This window comes from Streptomyces sp. NBC_01515, from assembly GCF_045040345.1.
In the GTDB taxonomy this organism is placed as follows: Bacteria; Actinomycetota; Actinomycetes; order Streptomycetales; family Streptomycetaceae; genus Streptomyces.
Window position 1 is genome coordinate 2,377,856 of the sequence record NZ_CP109416.1, and the last position, 24,140, is coordinate 2,401,995.

General features: G+C 71.1%; 19 protein-coding genes. 8 read left to right on the plus strand and 11 right to left on the minus strand.

Annotated features, from left to right (window positions below; all coding sequences use genetic code 11):
* Positions 1-12: 12 nt before the first annotated feature.
* The 3 genes from OG407_RS10400 to OG407_RS10410 are packed head-to-tail and all read left to right on the plus strand — an operon-like array spanning position 13 to position 3,033.
* Positions 13-1,053 carry a FecCD family ABC transporter permease gene (locus tag OG407_RS10400; protein ID WP_403596834.1) on the plus strand — a complete coding sequence of 347 codons (1,041 nt, stop codon included), beginning with the start codon at positions 13-15 and terminating at the stop codon, positions 1,051-1,053.
* Complete coding sequence (locus OG407_RS10405) at positions 1,050-2,132, plus strand: FecCD family ABC transporter permease (RefSeq protein ID WP_405857136.1); 1,083 nt, start codon at positions 1,050-1,052, stop codon at positions 2,130-2,132. The genes OG407_RS10400 and OG407_RS10405 overlap by 4 nt, the downstream gene beginning before the upstream one ends.
* Positions 2,133-2,136: 4 nt before the next feature.
* Positions 2,137-3,033, plus strand: coding sequence for an ABC transporter ATP-binding protein (locus OG407_RS10410; RefSeq protein WP_405857138.1), 897 nt, complete (start codon positions 2,137-2,139; stop codon positions 3,031-3,033).
* 140 nt (positions 3,034-3,173) lie between these two features.
* Here the strand turns inward: OG407_RS10410 and OG407_RS10415 are convergent, their stop codons facing one another.
* Positions 3,174-4,127: a methionyl-tRNA formyltransferase gene (locus OG407_RS10415; protein WP_405857140.1), complete on the minus strand. Its 954-nt coding sequence runs from the start codon at positions 4,125-4,127 to the stop codon at positions 3,174-3,176.
* Positions 4,128-4,210: 83 nt separating this feature from the next.
* Here OG407_RS10415 and OG407_RS10420 point away from each other — a divergent pair, with 83 nt between their 5' ends.
* Entirely contained in the window at positions 4,211-5,533 is a 1,323-nt protein-coding gene (locus tag OG407_RS10420; protein ID WP_405857142.1) for a lysine N(6)-hydroxylase/L-ornithine N(5)-oxygenase family protein, read from the plus strand.
* A gap of 75 nt (positions 5,534-5,608) precedes the next feature.
* On the opposite strand, the gene OG407_RS10425 is transcribed toward OG407_RS10420, so the two are convergent.
* The 4 genes from OG407_RS10425 to OG407_RS10440 form a co-directional block, all read right to left on the minus strand.
* Positions 5,609-6,283, minus strand: coding sequence for an isochorismatase family protein (locus tag OG407_RS10425; protein WP_405857144.1), 675 nt, complete (start codon positions 6,281-6,283; stop codon positions 5,609-5,611).
* Between the two features lie 125 nt (positions 6,284-6,408).
* Positions 6,409-7,908 (minus strand): amidohydrolase, encoded by a 1,500-nt coding sequence (locus OG407_RS10430; RefSeq protein ID WP_405857146.1) that lies wholly within the window; start codon positions 7,906-7,908, stop codon positions 6,409-6,411.
* A gap of 94 nt (positions 7,909-8,002) precedes the next feature.
* Positions 8,003-10,492 carry a beta-glucosidase gene (locus OG407_RS10435; RefSeq protein ID WP_405857148.1) on the minus strand — a complete coding sequence of 830 codons (2,490 nt, stop codon included), beginning with the start codon at positions 10,490-10,492 and terminating at the stop codon, positions 8,003-8,005.
* A gap of 240 nt (positions 10,493-10,732) precedes the next feature.
* Positions 10,733-12,517, minus strand: a complete 1,785-nt coding sequence (locus OG407_RS10440) for an RICIN domain-containing protein (RefSeq protein WP_405868353.1) — start codon at positions 12,515-12,517, stop codon at positions 10,733-10,735.
* Positions 12,518-12,956: 439 nt separating this feature from the next.
* Between OG407_RS10440 and galU the strand changes: the two genes are divergently transcribed.
* Positions 12,957-13,928 (plus strand): UTP--glucose-1-phosphate uridylyltransferase GalU, encoded by a 972-nt coding sequence (gene galU / locus OG407_RS10445; RefSeq protein WP_405857150.1) that lies wholly within the window; start codon positions 12,957-12,959, stop codon positions 13,926-13,928.
* A gap of 110 nt (positions 13,929-14,038) precedes the next feature.
* Here the strand turns inward: galU and OG407_RS10450 are convergent, their stop codons facing one another.
* On the minus strand, positions 14,039-14,476 hold the full coding sequence (locus tag OG407_RS10450) for a DUF4442 domain-containing protein (RefSeq protein ID WP_327407361.1): 438 nt from the start codon (positions 14,474-14,476) through the stop codon (positions 14,039-14,041).
* Positions 14,477-14,651: 175 nt separating this feature from the next.
* Here OG407_RS10450 and OG407_RS10455 point away from each other — a divergent pair, with 175 nt between their 5' ends.
* Together OG407_RS10455 and OG407_RS10460 are read left to right on the plus strand one after the other, a co-directional pair.
* Entirely contained in the window at positions 14,652-15,677 is a 1,026-nt protein-coding gene (locus OG407_RS10455) for a hypothetical protein (protein ID WP_405857152.1), read from the plus strand.
* Between the two features lie 132 nt (positions 15,678-15,809).
* Positions 15,810-17,129 (plus strand): MFS transporter, encoded by a 1,320-nt coding sequence (locus OG407_RS10460; protein WP_405857154.1) that lies wholly within the window; start codon positions 15,810-15,812, stop codon positions 17,127-17,129.
* A 445-nt stretch (positions 17,130-17,574) separates the two neighbouring features.
* Here the strand turns inward: OG407_RS10460 and OG407_RS10465 are convergent, their stop codons facing one another.
* The 4 genes from OG407_RS10465 to OG407_RS10480 form a co-directional block, all read right to left on the minus strand.
* Positions 17,575-18,420 (minus strand): spermidine synthase, encoded by an 846-nt coding sequence (locus tag OG407_RS10465; RefSeq protein WP_405857156.1) that lies wholly within the window; start codon positions 18,418-18,420, stop codon positions 17,575-17,577.
* 379 nt (positions 18,421-18,799) lie between these two features.
* Positions 18,800-19,651 carry a patatin-like phospholipase family protein gene (locus tag OG407_RS10470; RefSeq protein ID WP_405857158.1) on the minus strand — a complete coding sequence of 284 codons (852 nt, stop codon included), beginning with the start codon at positions 19,649-19,651 and terminating at the stop codon, positions 18,800-18,802.
* Between the two features lie 183 nt (positions 19,652-19,834).
* Positions 19,835-21,004, minus strand: coding sequence for an elongation factor Tu (tuf, locus tag OG407_RS10475; RefSeq protein ID WP_403596869.1), 1,170 nt, complete (start codon positions 21,002-21,004; stop codon positions 19,835-19,837).
* 283 nt (positions 21,005-21,287) lie between these two features.
* Complete coding sequence (locus OG407_RS10480) at positions 21,288-22,010, minus strand: DNA alkylation repair protein (RefSeq protein ID WP_405857160.1); 723 nt, start codon at positions 22,008-22,010, stop codon at positions 21,288-21,290.
* 50 nt (positions 22,011-22,060) lie between these two features.
* Here OG407_RS10480 and OG407_RS10485 point away from each other — a divergent pair, with 50 nt between their 5' ends.
* Positions 22,061-22,897 (plus strand): TVP38/TMEM64 family protein, encoded by an 837-nt coding sequence (locus tag OG407_RS10485; protein ID WP_405857162.1) that lies wholly within the window; start codon positions 22,061-22,063, stop codon positions 22,895-22,897.
* A gap of 9 nt (positions 22,898-22,906) precedes the next feature.
* Here the strand turns inward: OG407_RS10485 and OG407_RS10490 are convergent, their stop codons facing one another.
* Positions 22,907-24,076, minus strand: a complete 1,170-nt coding sequence (locus tag OG407_RS10490; protein ID WP_405857164.1) for a thiolase family protein — start codon at positions 24,074-24,076, stop codon at positions 22,907-22,909.
* Positions 24,077-24,140 lie beyond the last annotated feature (64 nt).

Here is a 24,140-nt window from a genome sequence, read left to right on the forward strand (position 1 = left end):
ACGGAAGACGACATGGAGACCGGCAAAGTGGCTTCAGGCAGAAGGCTTCGCACCACGGTGCTGGTGACACTGATCGTCGCCCTCCTCGTCCTGCTGTCCCTGCTGTCGGTCGCCCTGGGCGCGCTCAGCGTCCCGCTCGACCAGGTCGTGCGCTCGGTCCTCGGGCATCCACCCAGCCGCCTCGTCGACAACGTCATCTGGTCGGTGCGCGTGCCCCGCACACTGCTCGGCCTGACGACCGGCGCCGCGCTCGGCCTGTCCGGCGCGCTGATGCAGGCCCTGACCCGAAATCCCCTCGCGGACCCGGGAATTCTCGGGGTGAGCGCGGGTGCGTCCTTCGCGATCGTCATGGCGGTCGGGGTGTTCGGGGTGGCCTCGCTGTACGGCTATGTGTGGTTCGCGTTCGGCGGGGCGCTCGTCGCGAGTGTCGTGGTCTTCTTCCTGGGGCGGATGGGCCGATCCGGGGCCACACCGGTCAAGTTGGCGCTCGCCGGAGTCGCCATCACCTCGCTGCTCCAGTCGTTCACCAGCGCCGTCGTCCTCACCGACCAGGACGCGCTGGACCGCTACCGCTTCTGGTCGGCCGGCACCCTCGCCGACCAGGACTCGGGCGAGCTGGTGCGCATCCTGCCCTTTCTCGCCGTGGGCGCGGTACTGGCCCTGGCCTGCGCGCCCGCCCTCAACAGCATGGCCCTCGGCGACGACGTGGCCGCCTCGCTGGGACGGCGGTTGGGTCTCGTACGGCTCCAAGGGGTCACCGCGGTCGTGCTGTTGACCGGCGCGTCGGTCGCCGTCATCGGTCCCGTGGTCTTCCTCGGCCTGGTCGTCCCGCACATCGCGCGGGTCCTCGCGCAGTACGCCGGGATCGGCCCCGACTACCGCTGGCTGCTGCCGCTCTCGGCCGCGCTCGCGCCCCTCCTGCTGCTGTCCGCCGACATCCTGGGCCGGATGGTGGACCGCCCGAGCGAGATCCAGGCCGGTGTCCTCGTCGCCTTCCTCGGCGGCCCGTTCTTCATCGTCCTGGTCCGCCGCCGGAAGCTCGCGGAGGTATGAGCGTGCCCACACCCGTAGTCGCTCCCCCACGCGCCGCCCTCGCCGACCGGCCGTTCCGGCTGACCGTGCCCCCGGTGTCCGGAATACTGCGTCCGCGCTTGCTGCTCACCGGAGTTGGCGTCGCGACCGGCGCGTTTCTCCTGTTCTGCTGGGGGCTGACCATCGGCGACTATCCCGTCGCCTTCACCGACGTCATCCGGGCCCTGTGGGGTTCGGGCGACGCGGGCACGGTCATCGTCGTCCAGGACCTACGGCTGCCCCGTGCCCTGGTCGGGCTTTTGGTCGGCGTCGCGTTCGGCGTCTCCGGGGCGGTGTTCCAGACGATGACCCGCAATCCGCTGGCCAGCCCCGACATGATCGGGCTCACCGAGGGCGCCGGAACCGCCGTGGTGGCGGCGGTAGTTCTCGGCTGGACCGGCGGACTCGGGCTGTCCACGCTGGGGTTGCTCGGCGCGCTCGCCACCGCGCTCCTCGTGTACGTGCTGGCATGGAAGGGCGGGGCCACCGGGTACCGCATCATCCTCGTCGGCATCGGGGTGTCCTGGATCTGCTCCAGCGCCACCAACTTCCTTGTGGCGCGCGGCAATCGGTTCGAAGCGGAGGCGGCCCTCGGCTGGCTGGTCGGCAACCTCAACGGCCGGACCTGGAACCAGGTGGACTCGCTGGCCATCGCCCTGGCCGTGCTGCTGCCGATCACGCTGGGCATGGGCCGCTGGATGCGGACGCTGATGCTCGGCGACGACGTGGCCGCCGGACTCGGCACACCCGTCCAACCCGTCCGGCTGGCCCTGCTGTTGGCCGGTGTGGGCCTGGTCGCCTTCGGTACGGCGGCTGCCGGGCCGGTCGCCTTCGTCGCGCTGGCCTGCCCGCAGATCGCCCAACGGCTGGCGGGCACCTCGTCGCCGCCCCCGCTCGTCTCCGGTCTCACCGGCGCGCTCGTCGTCCTCGGCTCCGATCTCCTCGCCCGCGAGGCGATCCCGGGGACGGAACTGCCGGTCGGGATCGTCACCGGCGCCCTCGGCGCGCCGGTCCTGCTGTGGCTGCTCATCCGCGCCAACCGCGCGGGCTCTGGAGGCTGATCGCATGTCGACCACTGACCCGCGCGTCCCGCGGACGTCCGAAGCACCGGCCCCGGGGCCCGAGTTGCGGGCACGTGATCTTCATCTCGCCTACGACGGACGGCCCGTGGTCGAGAACCTGAACCTCACGGTGCCGACCGGCCGGATCACGGCCATCGTCGGTGCCAACGCCTGTGGGAAATCAACCCTGTTGCGGGCACTCGCCCGGCTACTGGCCCCGCGCCAGGGGGTGGTGGAGCTGGACGGTGTCGCGCTGCGATCGGTCCCCACCCGCGAACTCGCCCGCAAACTGGGCATCCTGCCGCAGACACCGGTGGCGCCGGAGGGCCTCACCGTGCTCGACCTGGTCGGCCGGGGCCGTTCCCCGCACCAGACCTGGTGGCGGCAGTGGTCGGCGGCCGACGAGGAAGCCGTGCACGCGGCCCTCGAAGCGACCAGCCTCACCGACCTCGCCGAGCGCCCCGTCGACGAACTCTCCGGCGGCCAGCGGCAACGCGCGTGGATCGCCATGGCCGTCGCCCAGGGCACCCCGGTCCTGCTCCTCGACGAGCCGACGACCTATCTCGACCTCGCCCACCAGATCGACGTACTCGACCTGATCACGGACCTCAACCGGCGCGAGGGCCGCACGATCGTGATGGTCCTGCACGACCTCAACCAGGCCTGCCGGTACGCCGATCACGTCATCGCCATGAAGGCCGGCCGCATCGTGGCCGAGGGCGTGCCCGCCGACGTCGTCACCGAGGCGACCGTCGAGGACGTCTTCGACCTGCGCTGCCGGATCACACCCGACCCGGTCAGCGGCACGCCGTTGGTGATCCCGCTGGGGCGGCACCACCACGACGGCGCCCCCCGGGCCGAGAAGTCCGAGCAGACCGAGGACGCCGTCACAACGCGGTGAGGGCCGCGCCGCGGGCGGGCAGGGGTACCCGGTCGCGGAAATGTGACACTCAGGTGGGCAAGTGTCACATTTCTCGAACCACCACCCCCATCCCGCCCTACGCACCGGCAGTGTCCGCCGGCCGACGCGGGTAACCCCGCTCAGGGCCGGGACGTCAAGTACCCGCCCATCGTGCGGAAGTAGTCACCGGCCGCGTACTCGGTGCCGTCATCCGTGCGCACCCGGCGCACCAACAGGCCCTGGCTGCGCCCGGTGTGGGCGTCGGGGCCCGCCACTATGACCACACCGTCGCCCTCACGGATGAAGATCCGGCCCGGGGTGCCGCCGTAGCGTCCCTCGGAGACGGCCGCGGAGACGATCCTGAGCCGCTCGCCGCGATGGAAGGCGTACGCGTTCGGGTACGGGTCCGACTGGGCCCGTACGAGACGCTCCAGGCGTTCCGCGGGCCAACTCCAGTCGATGCGGCTGTCCTCGGCCGAGCGCTTGTGGAAGAAACTGGCGCGGCCGCGGTCCTGCGGGACCCACTGGCCGGCGTCGCGGCCGGAGGCGATCAGGTCGAGCGACTCGCGCACGATGGGCGCGATGAGGTCGACGGTCCGGTGGAACAGGTCGGTCGCCGTGTCGGTGGGTCCGACCGGTACCGAGCGCTGGATCAGGACGTCCCCGGCGTCGAGTTCGCCGTTCATGCGGTGCGCGGTGACGCCGACGCGCGGCTCGCCGTTGATGAGCGCCCAGATGATCGGCGAGAAGCCCGCGTACGACGGCAGCAGCGAGTCGTGGACGTTGAGGGTGCCGTGCGGCGGGAGGTCGAACAGCTCCGGCGGCAGCCAGGTGCGCCAGTTGTTGGCGACGATGATGTCCGGCCGTGCTTCCCGTACGGCGTCGAGGAGTTCGGCGTCGTCGGGGCGGTTGCGCAGCAGGACGGGGACGTCGTTCTTCTCGGCGAGTTCGGCGACGCTGTCGTCCCAGATCTTCTCGTAGGCATGCTCACTTTTCGGGTGGGTGACGACGAGAACGACCTCGTGGTCGGAGTCCAGCAACGCCTGCAGCGTGCGGTGACCCCAGGTCTGATAGCCGAGCATGACGACCCGCATGACGGTCCTTCCCTTCAACGACTCATTGCAAGGTAAGCCTTACCTTATCTAGCATTGGGCTGCCTGAGGGAGGCGATGCCACGGTGAAGTCACCGCTACTGGATTCCGAAGTGGTCCACGACATACTCGGAATCGGATTCGGTCCGTCAAATCTCGCTCTGTCCATAGCGGTTGAGGAGCACAACAAGAGCCTTCCGGCAGACAGCCGTCTCAACGCCCTGTTCCTGGAACGCCAGCCGCGCTTCGGCTGGCACCGGGGCATGCTGATCGACGACGCCACGATGCAGGTGTCGTTCCTCAAAGACCTGGTCACGCTGCGGAATCCGACCAGCGACTACAGCTTCCTCTGCTTCCTGCGCGAGCAGGGCAGACTGATCGACTTCCTGAACCAGAAGACCCTGTTCCCGCTGCGCGTGGAGTTCCACGAGTACTTCGAGTGGGCGGCGGAACGGGTCTCCCACCTGGTCTCCTACGGCAGCGAGGTCGTCGCCGTCGATCCGGTGCGCGGCGACGACGGCGAGATCGCCTACTTCGACGTCACCAGCCGCGACCCTGCGGGTTCCGGTACGACGATCACCCGCCGGGCGCGCAACATCAGCGTCGCGATGGGACTTGAGCCGCACGTCCCGCCCGGCCTCGAACTGGCCGAACGCATCTGGCACAACAGCGAGTTGATCCCCCGCGCGACCCGACTCGCCAACGCGGGCAGGCCCGTGCAGCGGGCCGTGGTGCTCGGCGCCGGGCAGAGCGCCGCCGAGGCGGTGGACTATCTGCACCGCACCTTCCCGGACGCCGAGGTGTGCTCGGTGTTCGCCAAGTACGGCTACACCCCGGCCGACGACAGCCCGTTCGCGAACCGCATCTTCGACCCGGAGGCGGTGGACGTCTACTTCTCGGCCCCGTCCGAGGTCAAGCAGTCACTCATCGACTACCACCGCTCGACCAACTACTCCGTGGTCGACATGGAGTTGATCGAGGCCCTGTACGCCACCGCCTACCGGGAGAAGGTGGCCGGCCGGGAACGGCTGCGCTTCCTCAACGTCTCCCGCATCCGCGCCGTCGACACCGTGGCGGACGGCGGTCTCGACGTCGCCGTGGAGTTCCTGCCCACCGGCGAGAAGCAGGTGCTGTCCGCGGATGTCCTGGTGCTCGCCACGGGTTACCGCCCCCGCGACCTGAGTTCACTCCTCGGCGAGGCCGCGAAGCTCTGCCTGCGGGACGACGGCGACGAGGTCCGCGTGGGCCGGGACCACCGCGTCGAGACAGTGCCGGAGGTGACAGCCGGCCTCTACCTCCAGGGCGGCACGGAGCACACACACGGGCTGACCAGCACGCTGCTGTCGACGGTCGCGGTACGCGCGGAGGAGATCCACCGCTCGGTACAGGCGACGAGGCTGCCCGCCTGACACCACCCCGACTCCCCGGACCCGGAGGGTACGGTCCCCTCCGGGCCCGGGGTTTTGCACGTCCGGGGCGGGGTTCTACACGTGGGAGGGGCGGCTCTCTCCGCGGTGCCGGGGACCGGGTTCGCCGAACACGCCTGCCACGCCCCGTACGGTCCTGACCGCCCCGCAGGTCGCCGCGATCCAGTCCACGGCCATCCGGTGGTCGTCGTGCGCGCGGTCGGCCACCGCGTCCGCGACGACGAAGGGCTCCATGTCCTGCATCCACGCGTCGGCCGCCGTCAGCAGCACCTGGGTGCGGGCGAACACCCCGACGATCACCGGCTGGTCGCGCCCCAACTCCGCGAGCCTGCGGCGCAGTCGGGTACCGGCGAACGCGCTGAACCGCTTCGCGACGAGCACGCTGTCGCCGACCTGCGGCCGGATCGCGTCCACGACGTCGCGGGAGTCCTCGCCGCCGGGCAGGCGTGGATGCCCGAAGCTGGTCTCCCGGCCGTCCGGTTCCCGCTCGGCGGTCTTGAGGGTGTACAGGACGGGGATACCGGCCGCCCGCGCCGACTCCGTCAACAGGCCGACTCCTGCGAGGAGTTCACCCACCGGCGCGGAGGACTCCCGCAGGACGTGCAGGAAGTGGTTCTGGACGTTCAGGACCACCAGCGCCGCGCGACCGGGGTCGATGGCCCAGCCCGTCCGGTCCGGGGGCAGCGCGGCGGAACCGGGCATGACGTACGGGACCATGTCGGATGACGGCATACGCGTCGGCCTCTCACCGCTCGTCGGACGTCATGGAGAGACGTCGCGGGATTGTGTCGCGGGGTTACGTCGTGGGGTTACGTCGTGGGGTTGGAGAACACGGGACCGGACTGAACCGGACCGGCTCAGTAAGGCCCGTGAGTCCAGCGGCCGTTGGTCATCGTGGCGTGGACGGGCATCGCACGCAGGGTGTCCGGGTCGGCGTCCAGGGGATCCGCGTCGACGACCACCAGGTCGGCCGGATCGCCGACCCGGATGAGCCGGCGCCCCCGGGCCGCGGCGACCAACGCGTCGGGGACGGACAGGCGTTGCTCCGGGTGCCAGACGGGCCGTTCGTCATCGGTGCGGTTGACGGCGGAGGCGATGGCGAGCCAGGGGTCGAGCGGCGACACCGGGGCGTCGGAACCGAACTCCAGCCGTGCGCCCGCGGCGAGCAGGTCGCCGTAGGCGAATGCGCGTTCGGTGCGCCCGGCCCAGTAACGGTCCGCCACGTCGCGGTCGTCCGTCACATGCCGGGGCTGCACTCCCGCAACCACTCCCAACTGGGCGAATCTCGGGAGGTCTTGAGGGCTCAGCAACTGCGCGTGCTCGATCCGGCCGCGGCAGCGCACCGCCTCGAAGGCGTCCAGGGCAACGGTGTTGGCGCGGTCGCCGATGGCGTGCACGGCGGGTTCGATGCCGTGCGCGGCGGCGTGCCGCATGAGCCGTACGAGCTCCTCGGGTGCCGTCTCCTCGATGCCGTGGGCGCCGTCCGTGCCCTCAAGTCCCGGGTAGGGGTCGCGGCACAGGGCGGTACGGGTGTTGAGCGAACCGTCCGTGAAGAGTTTCAGCGGGCCCATCCGGACCAGACTCCCGTCCGCGCCGACCTCGTCCCCCGTACGCAACCCTCGTTGGATCGCGGCCTCCAGATGACTGGGGTAGACCGCGGCCGACACCCGTACGGCGGGCCGGAATCGGGCCGACCGCCGTTGCCAGTCCGTGACCGTGTCGCCGTACTGGAAGTCGATGACACCGCTGACCCCGCGCGCGGCGGCGGCCCGGCAGGCCTCCTCGATCCAGCCGTCGACCACGTCGGTCGGGGCCGCTGGCAACGCGGAGAGGACCTCGAAAGCCTCGTGTTCCCTGATCAGGCCGGTGGGGTGATCACCCCGCCCCACGAGGGCGAGGCACGCGGAGTTGAGCCACGCCGCATGCAGATCGGCACTGACGAGAGCGACCGGCCGATCGGGCAACACCGCGTCCAGCAGCGCCTTGTGCGGGGCGTCGGCCCACAGCCCGTCCCGGAACCCGTACCCGTAGAGCACCGCGCCGTCGCCCACCCCTGCCCGCTCCCGGACGAGATCGGCGACGGCCCGCGCGGACCCGGTACCGGCCAGGTCGAGCCGGTGCCGGGCGCTCGCCCACTCCGCCAGGTGGACATGGGCGTCCCAGAGGCCGGGGAGCAACACCCGCCCGTCCAGATCGAGTTGCCGCCCACCGCCGACCTCGACACCCGATCCCGCGTCCGCGTCCGCCTCCGGTACGACGTGAGTGATCCGGCCGTCCGCCACCCGCACCCGGGCGAGCGGCCCACCGGCACCGAGCCGCACCCGGGTGAGGATCAGGACGCTTGGGTTGTCCGCCATAAGGGCCTCCAGGGGAATGCCGAGGGCACTCCTCCAACGATTCCACCAACTTAAGTAAGGCTTACCTTACCTCGTGGATCGTGCCCTCCGCCGCCTACTTCACGTCGACACTCGTCCGCACCCGCAGATCCCCCGCCGAGGCCGCCACCCACACAGCCCGCCGCCCGCTCCCCAGCACCCACGCATGCCGCTTCGCGTCCCACGACGACAAAGTACGCGCATCGACATGCACGGTAACCCGCCGCCGCTCCCCGCCCCGCAGCACGAGTCGCCGATAGCCCCCCAACACCCGCACGGCCTGGTCGAGTTGGAGCTTCGGTGAGCGACCGACGTACACCTGAGGCACGGCGACACCCTCCCGGCGCCCCGTGTTGCGGACCGTGAAGGTCACATCGAGCCCGAGCCCGTGCCCGTGCCCGTTCCACCGCGCCGCCGCGTCCTCGTAGGAGAAGGAGGTGTACGAGAGTCCGTGCCCGAAGGGGTAGAGCGGCCGGACGCCCTCCGCGTCGTACCAGCGGTAGCCGACGTGGATGCCCTCCGAGTACTCCTCGATGCCGTTCACGCCGGGGTAGCGGCGGGGGTCGCCGGCGACCGGGTGATGGGCGTCGTCGACCGGGAAGGACTGGGTGAGACGGCCGCCGGGGTCGCAGTCGCCGAACAGGACGGCGGTCGTGGCGGCGGCGCCCTCCTGGCCCGGGTAGTACATCTGGAGGACCGCGCCGGTGCGAGCCAGCCACGGCATCGCCGTAGAGGACGAGGTGTTGAGGACCACCGTGGTGCGCGGGTTCACGGCCGTCACCGCGTCGATCAAGTCGGCTTGATTTCCCGGGAGTTCGAGGGAGGTGCGGTCGAGGCCCTCCGTGGCGTCCTCGTAGGCGAACAGGACGACACCACGGGCGGCGCGCGCCGCGGTGACCGCCTCGGCGACGTCCTGCGCACGGGTCGCGCCGGTGATGCGCCGCAGCCGGAACAGCAGTCCGGCGTCGCCGCCCTCGGCGGTGATCTTCAGGCTGTGGCTGCCCTGGGCGAGGGTGAGGGTCCTGCGGCGGACGGAGAGGCCGTCGGGGTCGGCCGAGACCAGGCCGCCGGAGAAGTACTCGCCGTATCCGGCCGCGATGGGGAACAACTCCTCGCCGTCCAGGAGGACTTGGGGGCGGGCGGTGGGGGCGGAGGAGAAGTGCAGGACGAACGTCCACTCGTCGGTCTCGGTCACGGTGAGCGAGCCGTCGTACTGCCAGCTCTTGCCCGCGTCCACCCGCCGGCCCTCGCTGTCGAAGGCGGGGGTGAGGGCGGACGCGGGGATGGCCTTGCCGAACAGGTCCTCGCCGAGCGCGTACGTGACCCGGGTCCGTGAACCGGCCCGCGCCCTGATCGCGTCGAGCGGGCTGTCCGCGTGGTCCGGCACGACATGCGCGCTGCCGCCGCCGCTGACGAAGGGCAGGGTGCCGGTGGGGCCGATCACCGCGATGGTGCCGCCACTGGTCAGCGGGAGGGTGTGGTGTTCGTTGCGGAGCAGGGTCGCGCCCGCCTTGGCGACCTCCAGGGCTACGGCGGCACCGGCCTTCGCATCGCGGGCGGGGCGCGGCGGCACGCTGCCGTCGAGGAGCCCGAACCGGTCCATGACGCCGAGGACGCGGCGTACCGCACGGTCGACGTACGACTCGGGCAAACTGCCGTTCTGTACGGCCGACTTGAGGGGCGCGTCGAAGTAAGTGCCGTCCGGCATCTCCATGTCGAGGCCGGCCGTGATCGCGGCGACGGTGCTGTGCGCGGCGAACCAGTCGGTCATCACCCAGCCCTCGAAGCCCCATTGACCGCGCAGGATGTCGGTGAGGAGGGTCTTGTTCTCGCAGGCGAAGGTGCCGTTGACCTTGTTGTACGCGCCCATCACCGCACCGGTGCCCGCGCCCACGGCCGCTTCGAAACCGCGCAACTCGATCTCGTGCATGGTCTGTTCGCCGACCCGCACGTCGATGGAGTCGCGGTCCTTCTCCTGGTTGTTCATCGCGAAGTGCTTGACGGTCGCGATGAGTCCCTCGCCCTGGATGCCCTTGATCTCGGCGGCGACCAGATCACCGGCGAGCAGCGGATCCTCGCTGAGGGTCTCGAAGTTGCGGCCCGCGTACGGGGTGCGGATGAGGTTGACCATCGGGGACAGCAGGACGTCCTGGCCCAGCGCGCGGCCCTCCCGGCCGACGACCTGGCCGTAGCGGCGGGCGAGTTCGGGGTCGAAGGCGGAGGCGAGCAGGACGGGTGCCGGGAGGGCGGTGGCGTGTGCGGTGACGCGGACGCCGGCCGGTCCGTCGGTGAGCCGTAGCGGCGGGATCTTCAGGCGCGGGACGCCGGGGATGTAGCCGGCCTGGCCGAGCGAGTCCGGGTCGGTGGCGCCGTGCAGGAGGGAGATCTTCTCGTCGAGGGTGAGCCTGGCCAGGAGCCCTTCGACGCGGGGGCCGGCCCCCGCCTCGGGTCTGGCCTGCGCGTACGCGTGCGACGGGGAGACTAGTCCGGTGGTGGCCGCGCTGGCGACCGCGATCGCGCCGCCCAGCAGACGCAGGGCGGATCGCCGGGACACGGTGTCGGTCATGAGCCGTCACTCCTTCGGTGTGCGGGCACGACGGTGTGAACCGCGAGTGCGTCTCGGGGTCAAAACGCTCTGTATTGAACGGACTTGACGAACCGTTGGGCACCCTGGTGCGGCGGGAAAGCTATGACCGTCACTGACTCGTGTCAATAAGTCGAACAGGAATCGGCCGCACGCCGACAAGAACCGAAGGGTGAGAAGGGTGCGGGGCCGCCCCGGTGGGGCGGCCCCGCGAGTCGTGCGTCAGCGAAGGGGCGGAAGGAGGGAGGTGACGGTGTCCACGACAGCCGCCACGACCGTCGTCAGCGGCTCCGCGGCGACGGCGACGCCGCCGGTTCCGGCACCCGCGGGCGCGGGCTCAGGCGCCGGTTCGTCGCAGCAGGCGACCTGCGCGGCGCGGGGCGCGTACTGCGGCTGGTCCTGTTGCGGAAGGTTCGAGAGAGGAGGCGGCGGTACGTCGCCCTGGGGCGCCCCCTGGGACGGCACGGGCGCATCCGGTGCGCCGTCCCCCGGCGCCTCGCTCTTCCCCGTCGCCTTCCCCTCCGCCCCGCCCTTTCCGTTCGGTTCACCCTGTTTCACCCGCGCGTCGGCGTCGGATTCGAGCGCCCAGCGCTGCACGGCGGACCCGTCCCGGTCCTTGACCACGACCCGCGCCCCGGCCTTCGCGCTCGCGGGACTCACGGCCAGCCCCTGGCTCCAGCGGAGCAGGAACTCGCCGCGCACCGTGAGGTCGTAGTGCACCTCCCCCGCGTGCACCAGGCACCCGGCCAGCGTGACCGTACGGGCGTTGGTGTCGGCGTCGAGGCAGAGGCCCGGGTCGGTGAGGCTGCGCAGCAGGCCGTCCTGGTCGTACGACCACTGCTGTGACTCGGCGGTCGAGCACGTCGCCATGGTGACGGCGGCGCCGGACCGCACCTGACGGCCCGGGATGTCGAGGCACAGGCCGGAGGCGAGGCTGCGCAGGACGCCCTGCTGGACGACTCCCCCGGCGGCACCGGCGGCCGACGCGGAGGCGGCGGAACCGTCCGACGAGGGCGCGCCGACAGGGCTCGGGCGGGTCGAGCTGCCGCTGGCGGCGCCCCAAGTGACCTGCGGATCGGGCGTGTTGCCCCCCTCGGTCCAGCCCTTGGTGGCGAGCACGGTCGCGAGCAGGGCGAGGGAGGTCAGGCCCACGCCCACGAGTGCGACCTTGGGGTGCCTGCGCCGGAAGACGAGGCGGCCGTCCGGCGCCGGGCGGTGGCGGCCCATCGGACGGCCGGCGGCGCGGGCGGCGCTCTCGGGGGTCTCGCGGCCGGGCCGTGATTCGAGGTAGCGGCGGGCGCCCCAGCCGAGGACGGTCTCGGCGAGCAGCACTTCGAGGCCGCCGTCGAAATGGCTCAACTGCTCTGCCGCGAAACGGCAGTAGCGGCACGTCATGAGATGCCGTTGCACATCGGGCAACAGGCCGCCGCCGCGGCGGATCGGGACGTCGAGGAGTCGGTTGTAGTGGCGGCATTCCGAGGTCGGCGCGAGTTCCCGGTGGGCGCGCGCACAGCCCTGCCTGAATTGTTCACGTGCCTGATCCAGCGCGGCGGTCGCGGTGAGCTCGTCCACGCCCAGCAGACCGGCCGGTACGGATATGGGTTCGGCTTCGACCTCGGAGTGCCACAGCAGGCATTGGGAGGCGCCGGACAGCGCGCCGAAAGCGCGCTCCGCGAGCTTCCGCCTTTCGGAGGTGCCGGGCCTCGCCGCGCGTAGACCTCGGGCGCCAGTGGGTTTACGAAGTTCCGGCAGCACCGCGGCAATTCGCTCCTCCGCCGCCCACTTCTTCACCATCTCCCTTACCGCGACGAGGAGTTGGGGACGCAGGGCACCGCCGGTGGCACGGCCCGCCAGTACCTGGTGGAAGGCGGCGCCGGCCACCATGGACGCCGAACTGTCGGCGGTGGCAAGGCAGATGGCGGCATATTCGCTTGTCGCCTGCCAATGTCGTGCCAGCAGCAGTGCCACGGCACGGGTGCCCGCCGCCTTATCGCCGAGTTGCGCCACGAGATTGCGGTCGGACTCCCCCGGGCTCGATCCGGGGCGGGGCGGGAAGGGCGGGCGTGGGGGGTTGGGGGATTGCACGGAACCATTTCCTTCCAAGCCGCAGGGCGGCGCACGGAATGACCGACCTCGGAAAGCAGGTGCTTGATTGGTGCATACCTATGAGATGTCAGAAGGCGCCGGAAGGGACGCTGACCATTGCCTTCCGGTGCCTACTGACAGCCGGTCTCACGCGGTGGCTCACACTCGCACAAGCCGCTGACAGGAAACAAGGAGTTCGAGTGACCGATGTTCAAAACGCTGAGAATTCAGATTGGTTACCGGCGGTATCCACAGGCGTCTCCACCAAATCTCCAACTCCCCCGCGAACTAAGGGCGGCCCACAGGGAACTCCGAGGTTTCTCTCGGGGCGCTCTCATCGCCGTACGCCACCATGGGCCGCATGATCGCCCCCCACTCTTCAGCCACCCCCACCCCCACCCCCGCCCCCGCCCCCACGGTCCGCAAGGCGGTCGTGCCGGCCGCCGGGCTCGGCACGCGGTTCCTGCCCGCGACGAAGGCGACGCCGAAGGAGATGCTCCCGGTCGTCGACAAGCCCGCGATCCAGTACGTCGTCGAGGAGGCCGCCGCGGCCGGGCTCGACGACATCCTGATGGTCACCGGCCGGCACAAGCGCGCCATCGAGGACCACTTCGACCACGCCTTCGAACTCGAACAGGCCCTGGCCGCCAAGGGCGACACCGTGCGCCTGGACGCCGTACGCGACCCCGCGCGCCTCGCCGACATCCACCACATCCGCCAGGGCGACCCGCTCGGCCTCGGCCACGCGGTGCTGTGTGCCCGCCACCACGTCGGCGACCAGCCCTTCGCGGTCCTCCTCGGCGACGACCTCATCGACCCGCGCGAGACCCTGCTCAGCCAGATGCTGGACGTCCGCGAGCGCTACGCCGGCAGCGTGGTCGCCCTCATGGAAGTCCCGGAGGAATCAGTCCACTTGTACGGCTGCGCGGCCGTGGAGCCGACCGGCGAGGAGGGTGTCGTACGCGTCACCGGCCTGGTCGAGAAGCCGTCCCGCGAGGACGCCCCGAGCCGCTACGCCGTCATCGGCCGCTACGTCCTCGACCCCGCGATCTTCCCGACCCTGGAGCGCACCCCGCCCGGCCGCGGCGGCGAGATCCAACTCACCGACGCCCTCCAGGAGTTGGCCGCCGGAGGCACCGTCCACGGAGTCGTCTTCACGGGCCTGCGCTACGACACCGGCGACAAGGCCGACTACCTGCGCACGGTGGTCCGGCTGGCCTGCGACCGCGACGACCTGGGACCCGAATTCATCGCGTGGCTCAAGGAGTTCGTGGCGGGACTGGAGAGCACCGCGCAGCCTGGCGAGAGCGACGGCGCGCGCATCGCGGCCTGAACCCCACGCACAACACGACGGCCCGGTCATCGGCAGGCGATGACCGGGCCCTCGTGGCAGAGTCGGTCGTCTGTGGGCAACAACCGGACCTCGTACCGAAGTTGAGCTGTTCAGCCGTTCGGGCGGAGTGTCCAGATGACCGTCATCTCGCCCGTGACGGCGCCGTCCTCGCGCTGGATGGCGACGGTGACCGGGAACTCGGGGCGCTCGCCCGCGTCGAGTTCGGCGACGACGTCGGCGGCAGGGCGGCCGAGGGTCGCGGTGGCCTTCACCGGGCCGAGGGCGATCTTCTTGAACGCGATCTCGGCGTTGACCGGGAGCGGCACGGCCCGCGAGAGCTGGTCGCCGAAGGCGGCGAGGACGATCGCGCCGCTGGCGGACTCGCCGAGGGTGAACATGGCACCGGCGTGCGGCCCGCCGACGTGGTTGCGGTACTCGCTCTGATCCGGCAGGGCCAGCACGGCCCGCTCCGGACTGGTCTCCAGGTACTCCAGGTTCAGCGTGCGAACCATCGGCACCGTCGCGGCGAGCAGCTCGCCGATGGACATCTGATCTGCGCTCATGGAAGGCATGTTACCCACGAGTAGCCAGTCCTGGCCAGATGTGTGCGCCCGCACACATCCCCCGTTCTCCGCCCGCCCGTCACTCAGCCACGAAGTTGGTACGACCCTGACAAGGGGCGGTGACCCAACCGTGTCCGACGCCGGACTAGGGTTACTGCCCATGTGGCCAGGACAGCAGCCGCCCGGGGGCGAGCAGAACCCGCAGGACAACCCGTACCAGCAGCCGGGGTACCAACAGCCGAATCCGTATCAGCAGCCCGGCTACCAGCAGCCCAATCCCTATGGGCAGCAGCCGCAGTGGGGCGCTCCGGGCCCCGCCGGCGGACCGCAGCCGCCACAGCCGCCGCAGGGCGGGGGCGGCGGAAACCGGACGAAGATCGTCGCGATCGTCGCCGCCACGGCCGTCGTCGTGGCCGCGGGCGTGACCGGATTCCTGGTCCTCGGCGGCAACAAGGACGACAAGGCGGACGGCGGCAAGGACAAGTCGAGCCGGTCGCCGTCGGCGTCCGCGGACCCGAGTGCCTCCTCCTCCGGTTCGGACGACAACCCACGCGGCAACGAGACCGAGAAGCCGACGATCGCGGGCTGGAAGGTCGTCGTCAACCAGAAGTACGGCACCGCGTTCGACGTCCCCGCCACCTGGGAGGTCGGCAAGCCGGGCACCTTCAGCTTCTTCGAGGACGAGGTGAAGGGCGACGGCTCCCCGTACATCGGCTTCTCGGCGCCCGCCTATCTCAAGGAGAACTGGTGCGAGTCCGACGACAACAAGGACGGCACGAAGGAGACGTCGTCGCTGGCGTCGAGCGGCACCAAGGGCGAGGACGGCGCGAAGGACACGGCGAGCACCGCGCGCGGTGACGCGGCCTCGTTCGCGTTCGGCGGGTACACGGACCAGAAGGACTCGTCCAAGAAGTACCTGAAGATCGGCGCGGCCAAGCCGTACACGACGAAGTCGGGTGTCGTCGGCAGCGTCGCCACGTCGTACACGTCCGGCGTGCCGAAGACCGGCAAGTGTTCCTCCGACGGCAAGGCGACCACGTTCGCCTTCAAGAACTCGGCGGACGACTTCGTCTCCTGGACGCTCTACGGCGCGAAGGGCGTGAGCGAAGAGATCCCCGACGCCACGATCCAGCAGATCCTGAGCACCGTACGACTGCACGGGGACCCGACAGGCGCAACCAGCTGACAGCCGCGGGCCGTTGACGGTTCGCCGTTGACGGTTCGCCGTTGACGGTTCGCCGTTCGCCGTTGGCCGTTTGGCTTGATTCTGGCGGCAATCTGTTTGGCAGGGTGTGGCGTGGGCGGCGATAGTCGGCCGGTGACCGTCGCACCCGCCCCCGCTCCCCGTCGACCGCGCAGACCCGACTGGGCGGGCCGCAACTACACCCTGCTGACCGCCGCCGCGGTGGCGACCGGTCTCGGGGGCAACGGCGCGCTGATCGCGTCCGCGTTCGCCGTGCTGGACGCGGGCGGCGACAGCGGTGACGTGGGTCTGGTGGCCGCCTCGCGCACGCTGCCGCTGGTGTTGTTCCTGCTGATCGGCGGCGCGATCTCGGACCGGGTTCCGCGCCACCACGTCATGGTCGCGGCGAACGCCCTCAGCTGCGTCTCCCAGGCGGCCTTCGCGGTCCTCGTCCTCACCGGCGAGCCGCGCCTCTGGCAGATGATGCTGCTGACCGCGCTCGGCGGCACCGGCCAGGCCTTCTTCGGCCCGGCTGCCGAGGGCATGCTCATGTCCACCGTGAGCGGCGAACAGGCGGGCCGGGCGTTCGCGGTCTTCCGGATGGCGATGCAGGGCGCGTCGTTGGGCGGCGCGGCGCTCGGCGGCGCACTGGTCGCGGCGGTCGGCCCCGGCTGGGTGCTCGCGGTCGACGCGACAGCGTTCGCGGTGGCCGGCGGACTCCGCTCCTTCCTGGACGTGAGCCACATCCCGCCGCGCGCACCGGGCGGCGGCATGCTCGCCGATCTCCGGGACGGCTGGCGGGAGTTCACCGGCCGCTCGTGGTTGTGGTCCATCGTCGTGGCCTTCTCCATCGCCAACGCGGTCGTCGGCGCGGCGGACGCGGTCTACGGCCCCCTCGTCGCCCGCGACAGCCTCGGCGGCGCGGGCCCGTGGGGCCTGGCCCTGGCGGCGTTCGGCGCGGGCACGGTCGCCGGCGCCTTGCTGATGACCCGCTGGAAACCCCGCCGCCTGCTCCTCGCCGGCATGCTCGGCATCTTCCCCCTGGCCCTCCCGTCCGCCGCGCTCGCCGTCCCGGTCCCGATCGGCGTCCTGTTCGCGGTGATGTTCGTCGCGGGCACGACGGTCGAGATCTTCGGGGTGAGCTGGATGACCGCCCTGCACCAGGAAATCCCCGAGAACAAACTCTCCCGCATCTCCGCCTACGACTGGTTCGGCTCCATCGCCCTGATGCCGCTCGCCGCAGCGGCGGCGGGCCCGACGGAATCCGCCTTCGGGCGTACGGCCGCGCTGTGGGGGTGCGCGGCGCTGGTCACGGTGGTGACGGGGGCGGTGCTGTGTGTGCCGGAGGTTCGGAATCTGCGGCGGCGGGGCGGGGCGGGGGACGGGAAGGGGGTGGCCGGGGGTGCCGGTGGGGCGGTTGATGATGCGGGGCGGGTGGTGGAGGGGCTTGGGTGATGGTGGAAGTAGGCCCCCGGGGGCGGGGTGCGTGTACGGCAGTGAAGTGCCGTAGGGCGGGGCCGAGTTCGGGGCGTGTGGGGAGGGTGGGCGGGGCTGCGGGTCGGCGCGTTGAGGTGACGCGGTACGGCGCTCTCGTCGCGGGTGGCTCGCGTGCCGCCGGTGAAGTCCCGTAACGCAGGCCCGTGTTCGGGGCGCGGCAGGAAGGCGTCCCAGGCGGCAGGCGACGACACAGCATCCCCATTGCGCACCGGCCACGCACCGCCGACGAACTCCCGTAACGCAGGCCTGCGTTCGAGCCGCGCCGGGAAAACGTGCGGGGCCACGCGAGCCCGGTCAACCAATCCCCACCCCGGACCGGCCGTGCCCCGCCCCGCCTAATAACTCCCCCGGCCCGAGCCGCCGTTCGAGCTGCGCCAGGCAGACCCGCCGCCCAGGAGCCAGCTCAGCCGATGCCGAACGCTCCCTCAGGGGGCTCCGGCGACGGAACGGCATCCTCATCCTGGACCGGCCGCGCCCCGCCGATGAAGTCCCGTAGCGCAGACCCGTGTTCAAGCCGCGCCGGGAACGCGTCCGAGGCAACGAGCCGGGTCAGAGGCGCCCTGTCGATCGGGTGGTGCGCGGCGACGAGTACCGCGTTGCCGAAGCGGCGACCTCGCAGCACTCCCGGTTCCGCGATCAGTGCCAGCTCCTGGAACACCGTGCCGAACGTGGCGAGTTGGGCGCGCAGGAAGCTGAAGGGGGCGGCGTCCGCGAGGTTGGCCAGGTAGACGCCGTCGGCGCGCAGGACACGCTCGGCTTCACGGGCGTACGCCACGGATGTGAGGTGCGCCGGGACCCGTGAACCGCCGAAGACATCGGCGACGATCACGTCCGCCGAACCGTCCGGCGCCGCCTCCAGCCAAGCGCGGGCATCGGCCCCGTGCACGGTGACACCGGCACCGTCCGGCACCGGCAGGTACTCGGCGACCAACTCCAGCAGTTCCAGGTCGGCCTCGACCACATCCTGCCGCGAACCTGGCCGGGTCGCCGCCACGTACCGGGGCAACGTGAGCGCCCCGCCGCCCAGGTGCAGCACGTCCAGCGGGCGCCCCGGTTCCGCGAGGGTGTCCAGCACGTGCCCGATCCGCCGCGTGTACTCGAACTCCAGGTGCGTCGGCGCGTCCAGGTCCACGTAGGACTGCGGCGCCCCGTCGACGGTCAGCAACCAGGCCCGCTCCCGATCCACGTCGGGCATGAGCTTGGCGACCCCGTGATCTACGTCCCGGGTCACGGGTATCGGCTCGTTCACGGGTCCATTGTGCCGGGGTGCTGGGGCGGAAGGTGACGCGGTGGGGTGGTGGTGGGCTCGTGCGGGGGTTGGTTGTGGGGGGCACTGGAGTGTGGGTGGGGCGCTGACGCGCGGGACGCGGGCGCGGGCTGCGCGGCTCATTCCGGTGTGCGTGTGCCTGCGTAGTCCCGGCACCGTGAGCCCCCGCGCAGTCCGGTCATCGCCGGTGCCCACGCCACCCGCATCCTCCAGTCAGCCCCCGAGATCAGCAGCGCCAGCCGTCAGCCCACGCCCCGCCAACCGTCCGCGCGCCCCACCGATACCCACCCCACGCCCCCACCCCCCAACACCCTCACCCCGCCAACCCGCCCCCTCACCAAGCCAACAACCGGCAAACCGATCACCCACCCGCCCCGCCAACGCCCCAGACGTCCCCCACCTCCGCCACATGCACCGCCGCCTGCTCACGCCCCGCCCGCGCCGCCCCCGCCCGTACCGCCGGGTCGAGCGGATTACGGCCGAACGCCTGCCTCGCTTCCGGAGACGGCGAGACGACGACCGCACGGGCGCCCCGCTCCACAAGTCGCCGGGTCTGGGCCGCCGGGGACACCAGGGGCCCACCCCCGAGGGTTATCGGCGCGAGGACGACGACCTGGTCGTACCCCTCGGCGAGTTGTGCGTTGGCCGCTGAATGGACGCCGCCGTCGATCCAGCGGCGGTCCTCGATGGTGACCGGGGGCCACACGCCGGGGACGGCACAGCTGGCGGCGACGGCGTCGACCAGGGGCAGCCCGCTGTCCTTGTCGAAGACCCGGAGTTCACCGGTCACGGTGTCGACGGCGGTGATGCGCAAGGCGCGGTCGGGCCACTCCGGTGAGACGAGCCGGGTCTCGATCGCCGCGCGCCGGGCCGCCGCGTTGGGTGTTCTGGCCGCGAGTGCCATACGGCCGATCTTCCGTCCGTACGCCTCCGGAGTACGCGAGGTCACCGTCGTCCAGGCATAGCGGAGCATCAGGCCGGTGCCGAGTCGGGCGGGGATCTCGCCCTCGGGGACGGCGAGTTGACGTTCGTAGAGCTCCTTGAGCGTGCCGGCCCGCAGCTGGGCCCCGACGGTCGAACCCGCCGACGTACCGATCACGACATCGGCGTCGGAGAGATCGACCCCCGCTTCGGCCAGCCCGTACAGCACTCCGGCCATCCAGCCGATCCCGCTGCTGCCCCCGCCGCCCAGGACTAACGCCTTGCCCGCCATGGTGCCCCTGCCTTCCCGACTCCTCGCCGCAACTGCCGCCGCGATCAAGTCTTGCGCACGCCACTGACAATCACGGGTACGAGCCCCTGACCTCGAAAAAGCCCGCGGGGCCGCCTGACCGAGAACGCACATGGGTGCCCGCCCCCGAAGGGACAGGCACCCATTCCACTCAGCCGACCCCGCTCAGCCCACCTTCGTCACCGTCCCCGCCCCCACCGTCCGCCCGCCCTCACGGATCGCGAAGCCGAGCCCCGGCTCCAGCGGGACCTCACGGCCCAGCTCGACCGACATGGTGACGGTGTCACCGGGTCGCGCGACCGCTGTCTCGCCGAGGTCGATGTCGCCGACCACGTCCGCGGTGCGGATGTAGAACTGCGGCCGGTAGCCGGTCGACACGGCGGTCGTGCGGCCGCCCTCACGGGCCGACAGGACGTATACCTGCGCCGAGAAACGACGGCTGGGCACGACGCTGCCGGGCGCCGCGACGATGTGCCCGCGACGGACCGCGTCGCGCGGGACACCGCGCAGCAGCAGCGCCACGTTGTCGCCGGCCTGCGCCTCCGCCATGGGCTTGCCGAAGGTCTCCAGGCCGGTGACCACCGTGTCGACGGCGGCGCCGAGCACTTCGATCCGGTCGCCCACCCGGACCGTGCCGCGCTCGATCGCACCCGTGACGACCGTCCCGCGCCCTGTGATCGTGAGCACGTTCTCGACCGGCAACAGGAACGGCGCGTCCAAGTACCGCTCGGGCATGGGCACATACGTGTCCACGGCGTCGAGCAGCGCGTCGATCGACGCCGCCCAACGGGGGTCCCCCTCAAGGGCCTTGAGGCCGGACACCCGTACGACGGGTACGGAGTCGCCGCCGTAGCCGTTCGCGGTGAGCAGTTCGCGGACCTCCAGCTCGACCAGGTCGGTCAGCTCGTCGTCGCCCGCGTCGGCCTTGTTGAGCGCGACCACGATGTGGTCGACGCCCACCTGCCGGGCGAGCAGCACGTGTTCGGCGGTCTGCGGCATGATCCCGTCGAGCGCGGAGACGACGAGGATCGCCCCGTCGAGCTGCGCGGCCCCGGTGACCATGTTCTTGACGTAGTCGGCGTGGCCCGGCATGTCCACGTGCGCGTAGTGCCGGGTGTCCGTCTCGTACTCGACGTGCGCGATGTTGATGGTGATGCCGCGCGCGGCCTCCTCCGGCGCCCGGTCGATCCGGTCGAACGGTACGAAGGTGGACGCGCCGCGCTCGGCGAGGACCTTGGTGATGGCGGCGGTCAGGGTGGTCTTGCCGTGGTCGACGTGGCCCATGGTGCCGATGTTCAGATGCGGTTTGGTGCGGACGTATGCCGTTTTGGACATGGCGGAACCTCGAAGCCTCTCCAGAGGTGAAAAGCCCAGTGGTGAAAAGGGGGACCCCGAGGACTCGCCGACCCTCCCCCTGCGGGGTCCGCCGGACGATCCGGAGAGGGTCAGCTTCGGGTGCCGTCGGCTGCGGCCGCTGGAACAGGCACGAGAACGGGAACGGCAGCCTTCGGGGCATCCGCGACCGCGGATGCTGCGAGGTGGAAGGCGTACCGGAACATGTGGCCGATCATTGCCGACGCTTTGCCCGGCGTCGAACGATTTATCAGTACGTGGGACGTCAGGCGCCGATGTTCTTCAGGGCCTCGCGCACCGACAGCGGCGCGAACCGCCCCTTCTCCCGGGCCAGGAAGCCCCGTACCGCCTCCGGGTCCGTCTTGGCGTACTCGCGCAGGCACCAGCCGATCGCCTTGCGGATGAAGAAATCGGGGTGCCCGGACTGACTGAGGCAGTACGCGAAGAGGCGTTCGGTGTCGGTGCGCTCCTTGTAGCGCAGTTGGTGGAGGAGGGCCGTACGGGCGACCCACATGTCCTCGTCGACGATCCACGCGTCCATGTCCGACGTCAGCTTCGGGTCGGCGGCGACCAGGCCTCCCACTACGTGGGAGGCGAGTGCGTCGACGGTGTCCCACCAGGGGACCGTCGAGACGAGGTGACGGGCGACCGGCAGGAAGCCGGACGTGCAGTGCCTCACATGGCGGCGCAGGTAGTCCACCGCGAAGTACTGGTACTCGCGCTCCGGCAGTTCCCAGCAGCGCAGGGCGATCGCGGTGCAGTCGGTCTCGTCGGGGTCGGGTGTGCCGTCCAGGACCGTGCGGGACAACGCCCTGCGTACGGGTGTGGTGAGGCCCAGGAAGGGCGCGATGTCCTTCATGTACGCCCGCATGGGCACGGCCCGCTCCGGGTCGGCCGCGGCGGTGTACGTGGCCGTGAGCCGCTCCAGCACGGTGTCCGCGAGAACGCTGCCCGGCACCCGCACGGTGCCCGCACCTGTGACGCTCATGAGACGAACCATACGGCGATCACATACACGGGTCGGTTAGTGTCGCCGACATGCTCGCCGATGCCGCCACCGACTCTGGGGGCACCCGCTCCGGGGGAATCGCCACGGCCACTCCCCCGGCCACTGCCCATGTCACCGGCACGGAGCTCGCCGCAGTCGTGACCGTCCCCGCGGCCATGGCCGTAGCGCCTCTGCTGCCCGTCGTCCCGACCGGCTTCAGCGCGCGCTGCACGAGAGCCCTGCTCTCGCCGTGGTCGCGGCTGTCGATGCTCCTCGTGCTGCTCGCCGGGGCGGCCTCGACCGTGCTGCTCTTCCACCCGCAGCGCCTGCTCTCCGACGGCTGGCCGCCCCAACTCGGCGGCGCCATGGCGGCGTTGGTGTTCGCGGCGGCGTACGGCCTGTGCAGCGTGGCGTTCGTACCGCGCCCCCTGCTGAACCTCGCGGCGGGCGCGCTGTTCGGTTCCCAGCTGGGCACCGGCGCGGCGCTGGCGGGCACGGTGCTCGGCGCCGGGATCTCCTTCGGCCTGGGACGTGTGCTGGGCCAGGACGCCCTGCGTCCGCTGCTCCGGGGCCGGTGGCTGAAGGCAGCCGACGGCCAGCTCAGCAGGCACGGCTTCCGTTCGATGATGGCGGCACGGCTCTTCCCGGGACTGCCGTTCTGGGGCGTGAACTACTGCGCCGCCGTCTCCCGCATGCGCTGGACGCCGTTCCTGCTCGCGACGGCGCTCGGCTCGATCCCGAACACCGCCGCGTACGTCGTCGCCGGCGCCCGCGCCTCCAGCCCCACCTCACCGGCCTTCCTGATCGCGATGGCCTGCATCGCCCTGCCGGCCCTGGGCGGCGCGGTGGTGGCCTGGCGCAAGCGGCACCACCTGCGAGCCCAGTAAGGGATCGGATCAGACCGCCTCGATGATCATCGCGTTGGCGAGACCCCCCGCCTCGCACATCGTCTGCAGCCCGTAACGCGCCCCTCGGTCCCGCATCGCGTGCACCAGTGTGGTCGTCAGCCGCGTACCGCTCGCCCCGAGCGGATGCCCGATCGCGATGGCCCCGCCGTGCACGTTGACCTTGGCGAGATCCGCGCCCGTCTCCTGCTGCCACGCCAGCACCACGCTGGAGAACGCCTCGTTGACCTCGAACAGGTCGATGTCGTCGAGGGTGAGCGACGCCCGCCGCAGCACCTTCTCGGTGGCCGGGATGACGCCGGTGAGCATGAGCAGCGGGTCGGAACCGGTCACGGCGAAGCTGTGCAGCCGCGCGAGCGGGCGCAGGCCGAGCCTGGCCGCCGTCTCGCTCGACGTGATGAGGACGGCGGAGGCACCGTCGTTGATGGGGCTGGAGTTGCCTGCGGTGATGTTCCACTCGATCTGCGGGAAGCGCTCGGCGTACGTCGCGTCGTAGAAGGCGGGCTTCAGGTCGGCGAGTATCTCGGTGGTACTGCCGGGCCGTACGCACTCGTCGCGCGAGGCGCCCGCCAGGGGTGTCACCTGGGCGTCGAACAATCCCGCGTCCCAGGCGGCGGCCGCCTTGAGGTGCGAGGAGACCGCGAAGGCGTCCAACTGGTCGCGTGTCATCGACCACTTGGCGGCGATGAGTTCGGCGCTGATGCCCTGCGGGACGAGGCCCTCCGGGTAGCGCCCGGCGACACCGGGGCCGAAGGGATCCGTGCCCGGCAGCACGCTCGACCCCATCGGAACGCGCCCCATGGACTCCACTCCGCAGGCCACGACCATGTCGTACGCCCCGGAGATCACGCCCTGCGCCGCGAAGTGCACGGCCTGCTGGGACGAGCCGCACTGGCGGTCCACCGTGGTCGCGGGCACCGACTCCGGGAAGCCCGCCGACAGAACGGCCTGCCGGGTGATGTTCACGGCCTGCTCACCGACCTGGGTGACCGTGCCGCCGATGACGTCGTCGATGATCGCCGGGTCGATCCCGGTGCGCTCGACGAGGCTGCGCAGGGCGTGCGAGAGGAGTTCGACGGGGTGGACCTGGGCGAGGGAGCCGTTCGGCTTGCCCTTGCCTACGGGCGTGCGTACGGCTTCGACGATCACTGCGTCACGCATGGTGCGGGCCTCCGTTGTTCCAGCGTTGTTTCCAGCGCTATTTCCAGCGCTATATCCAGCAGGC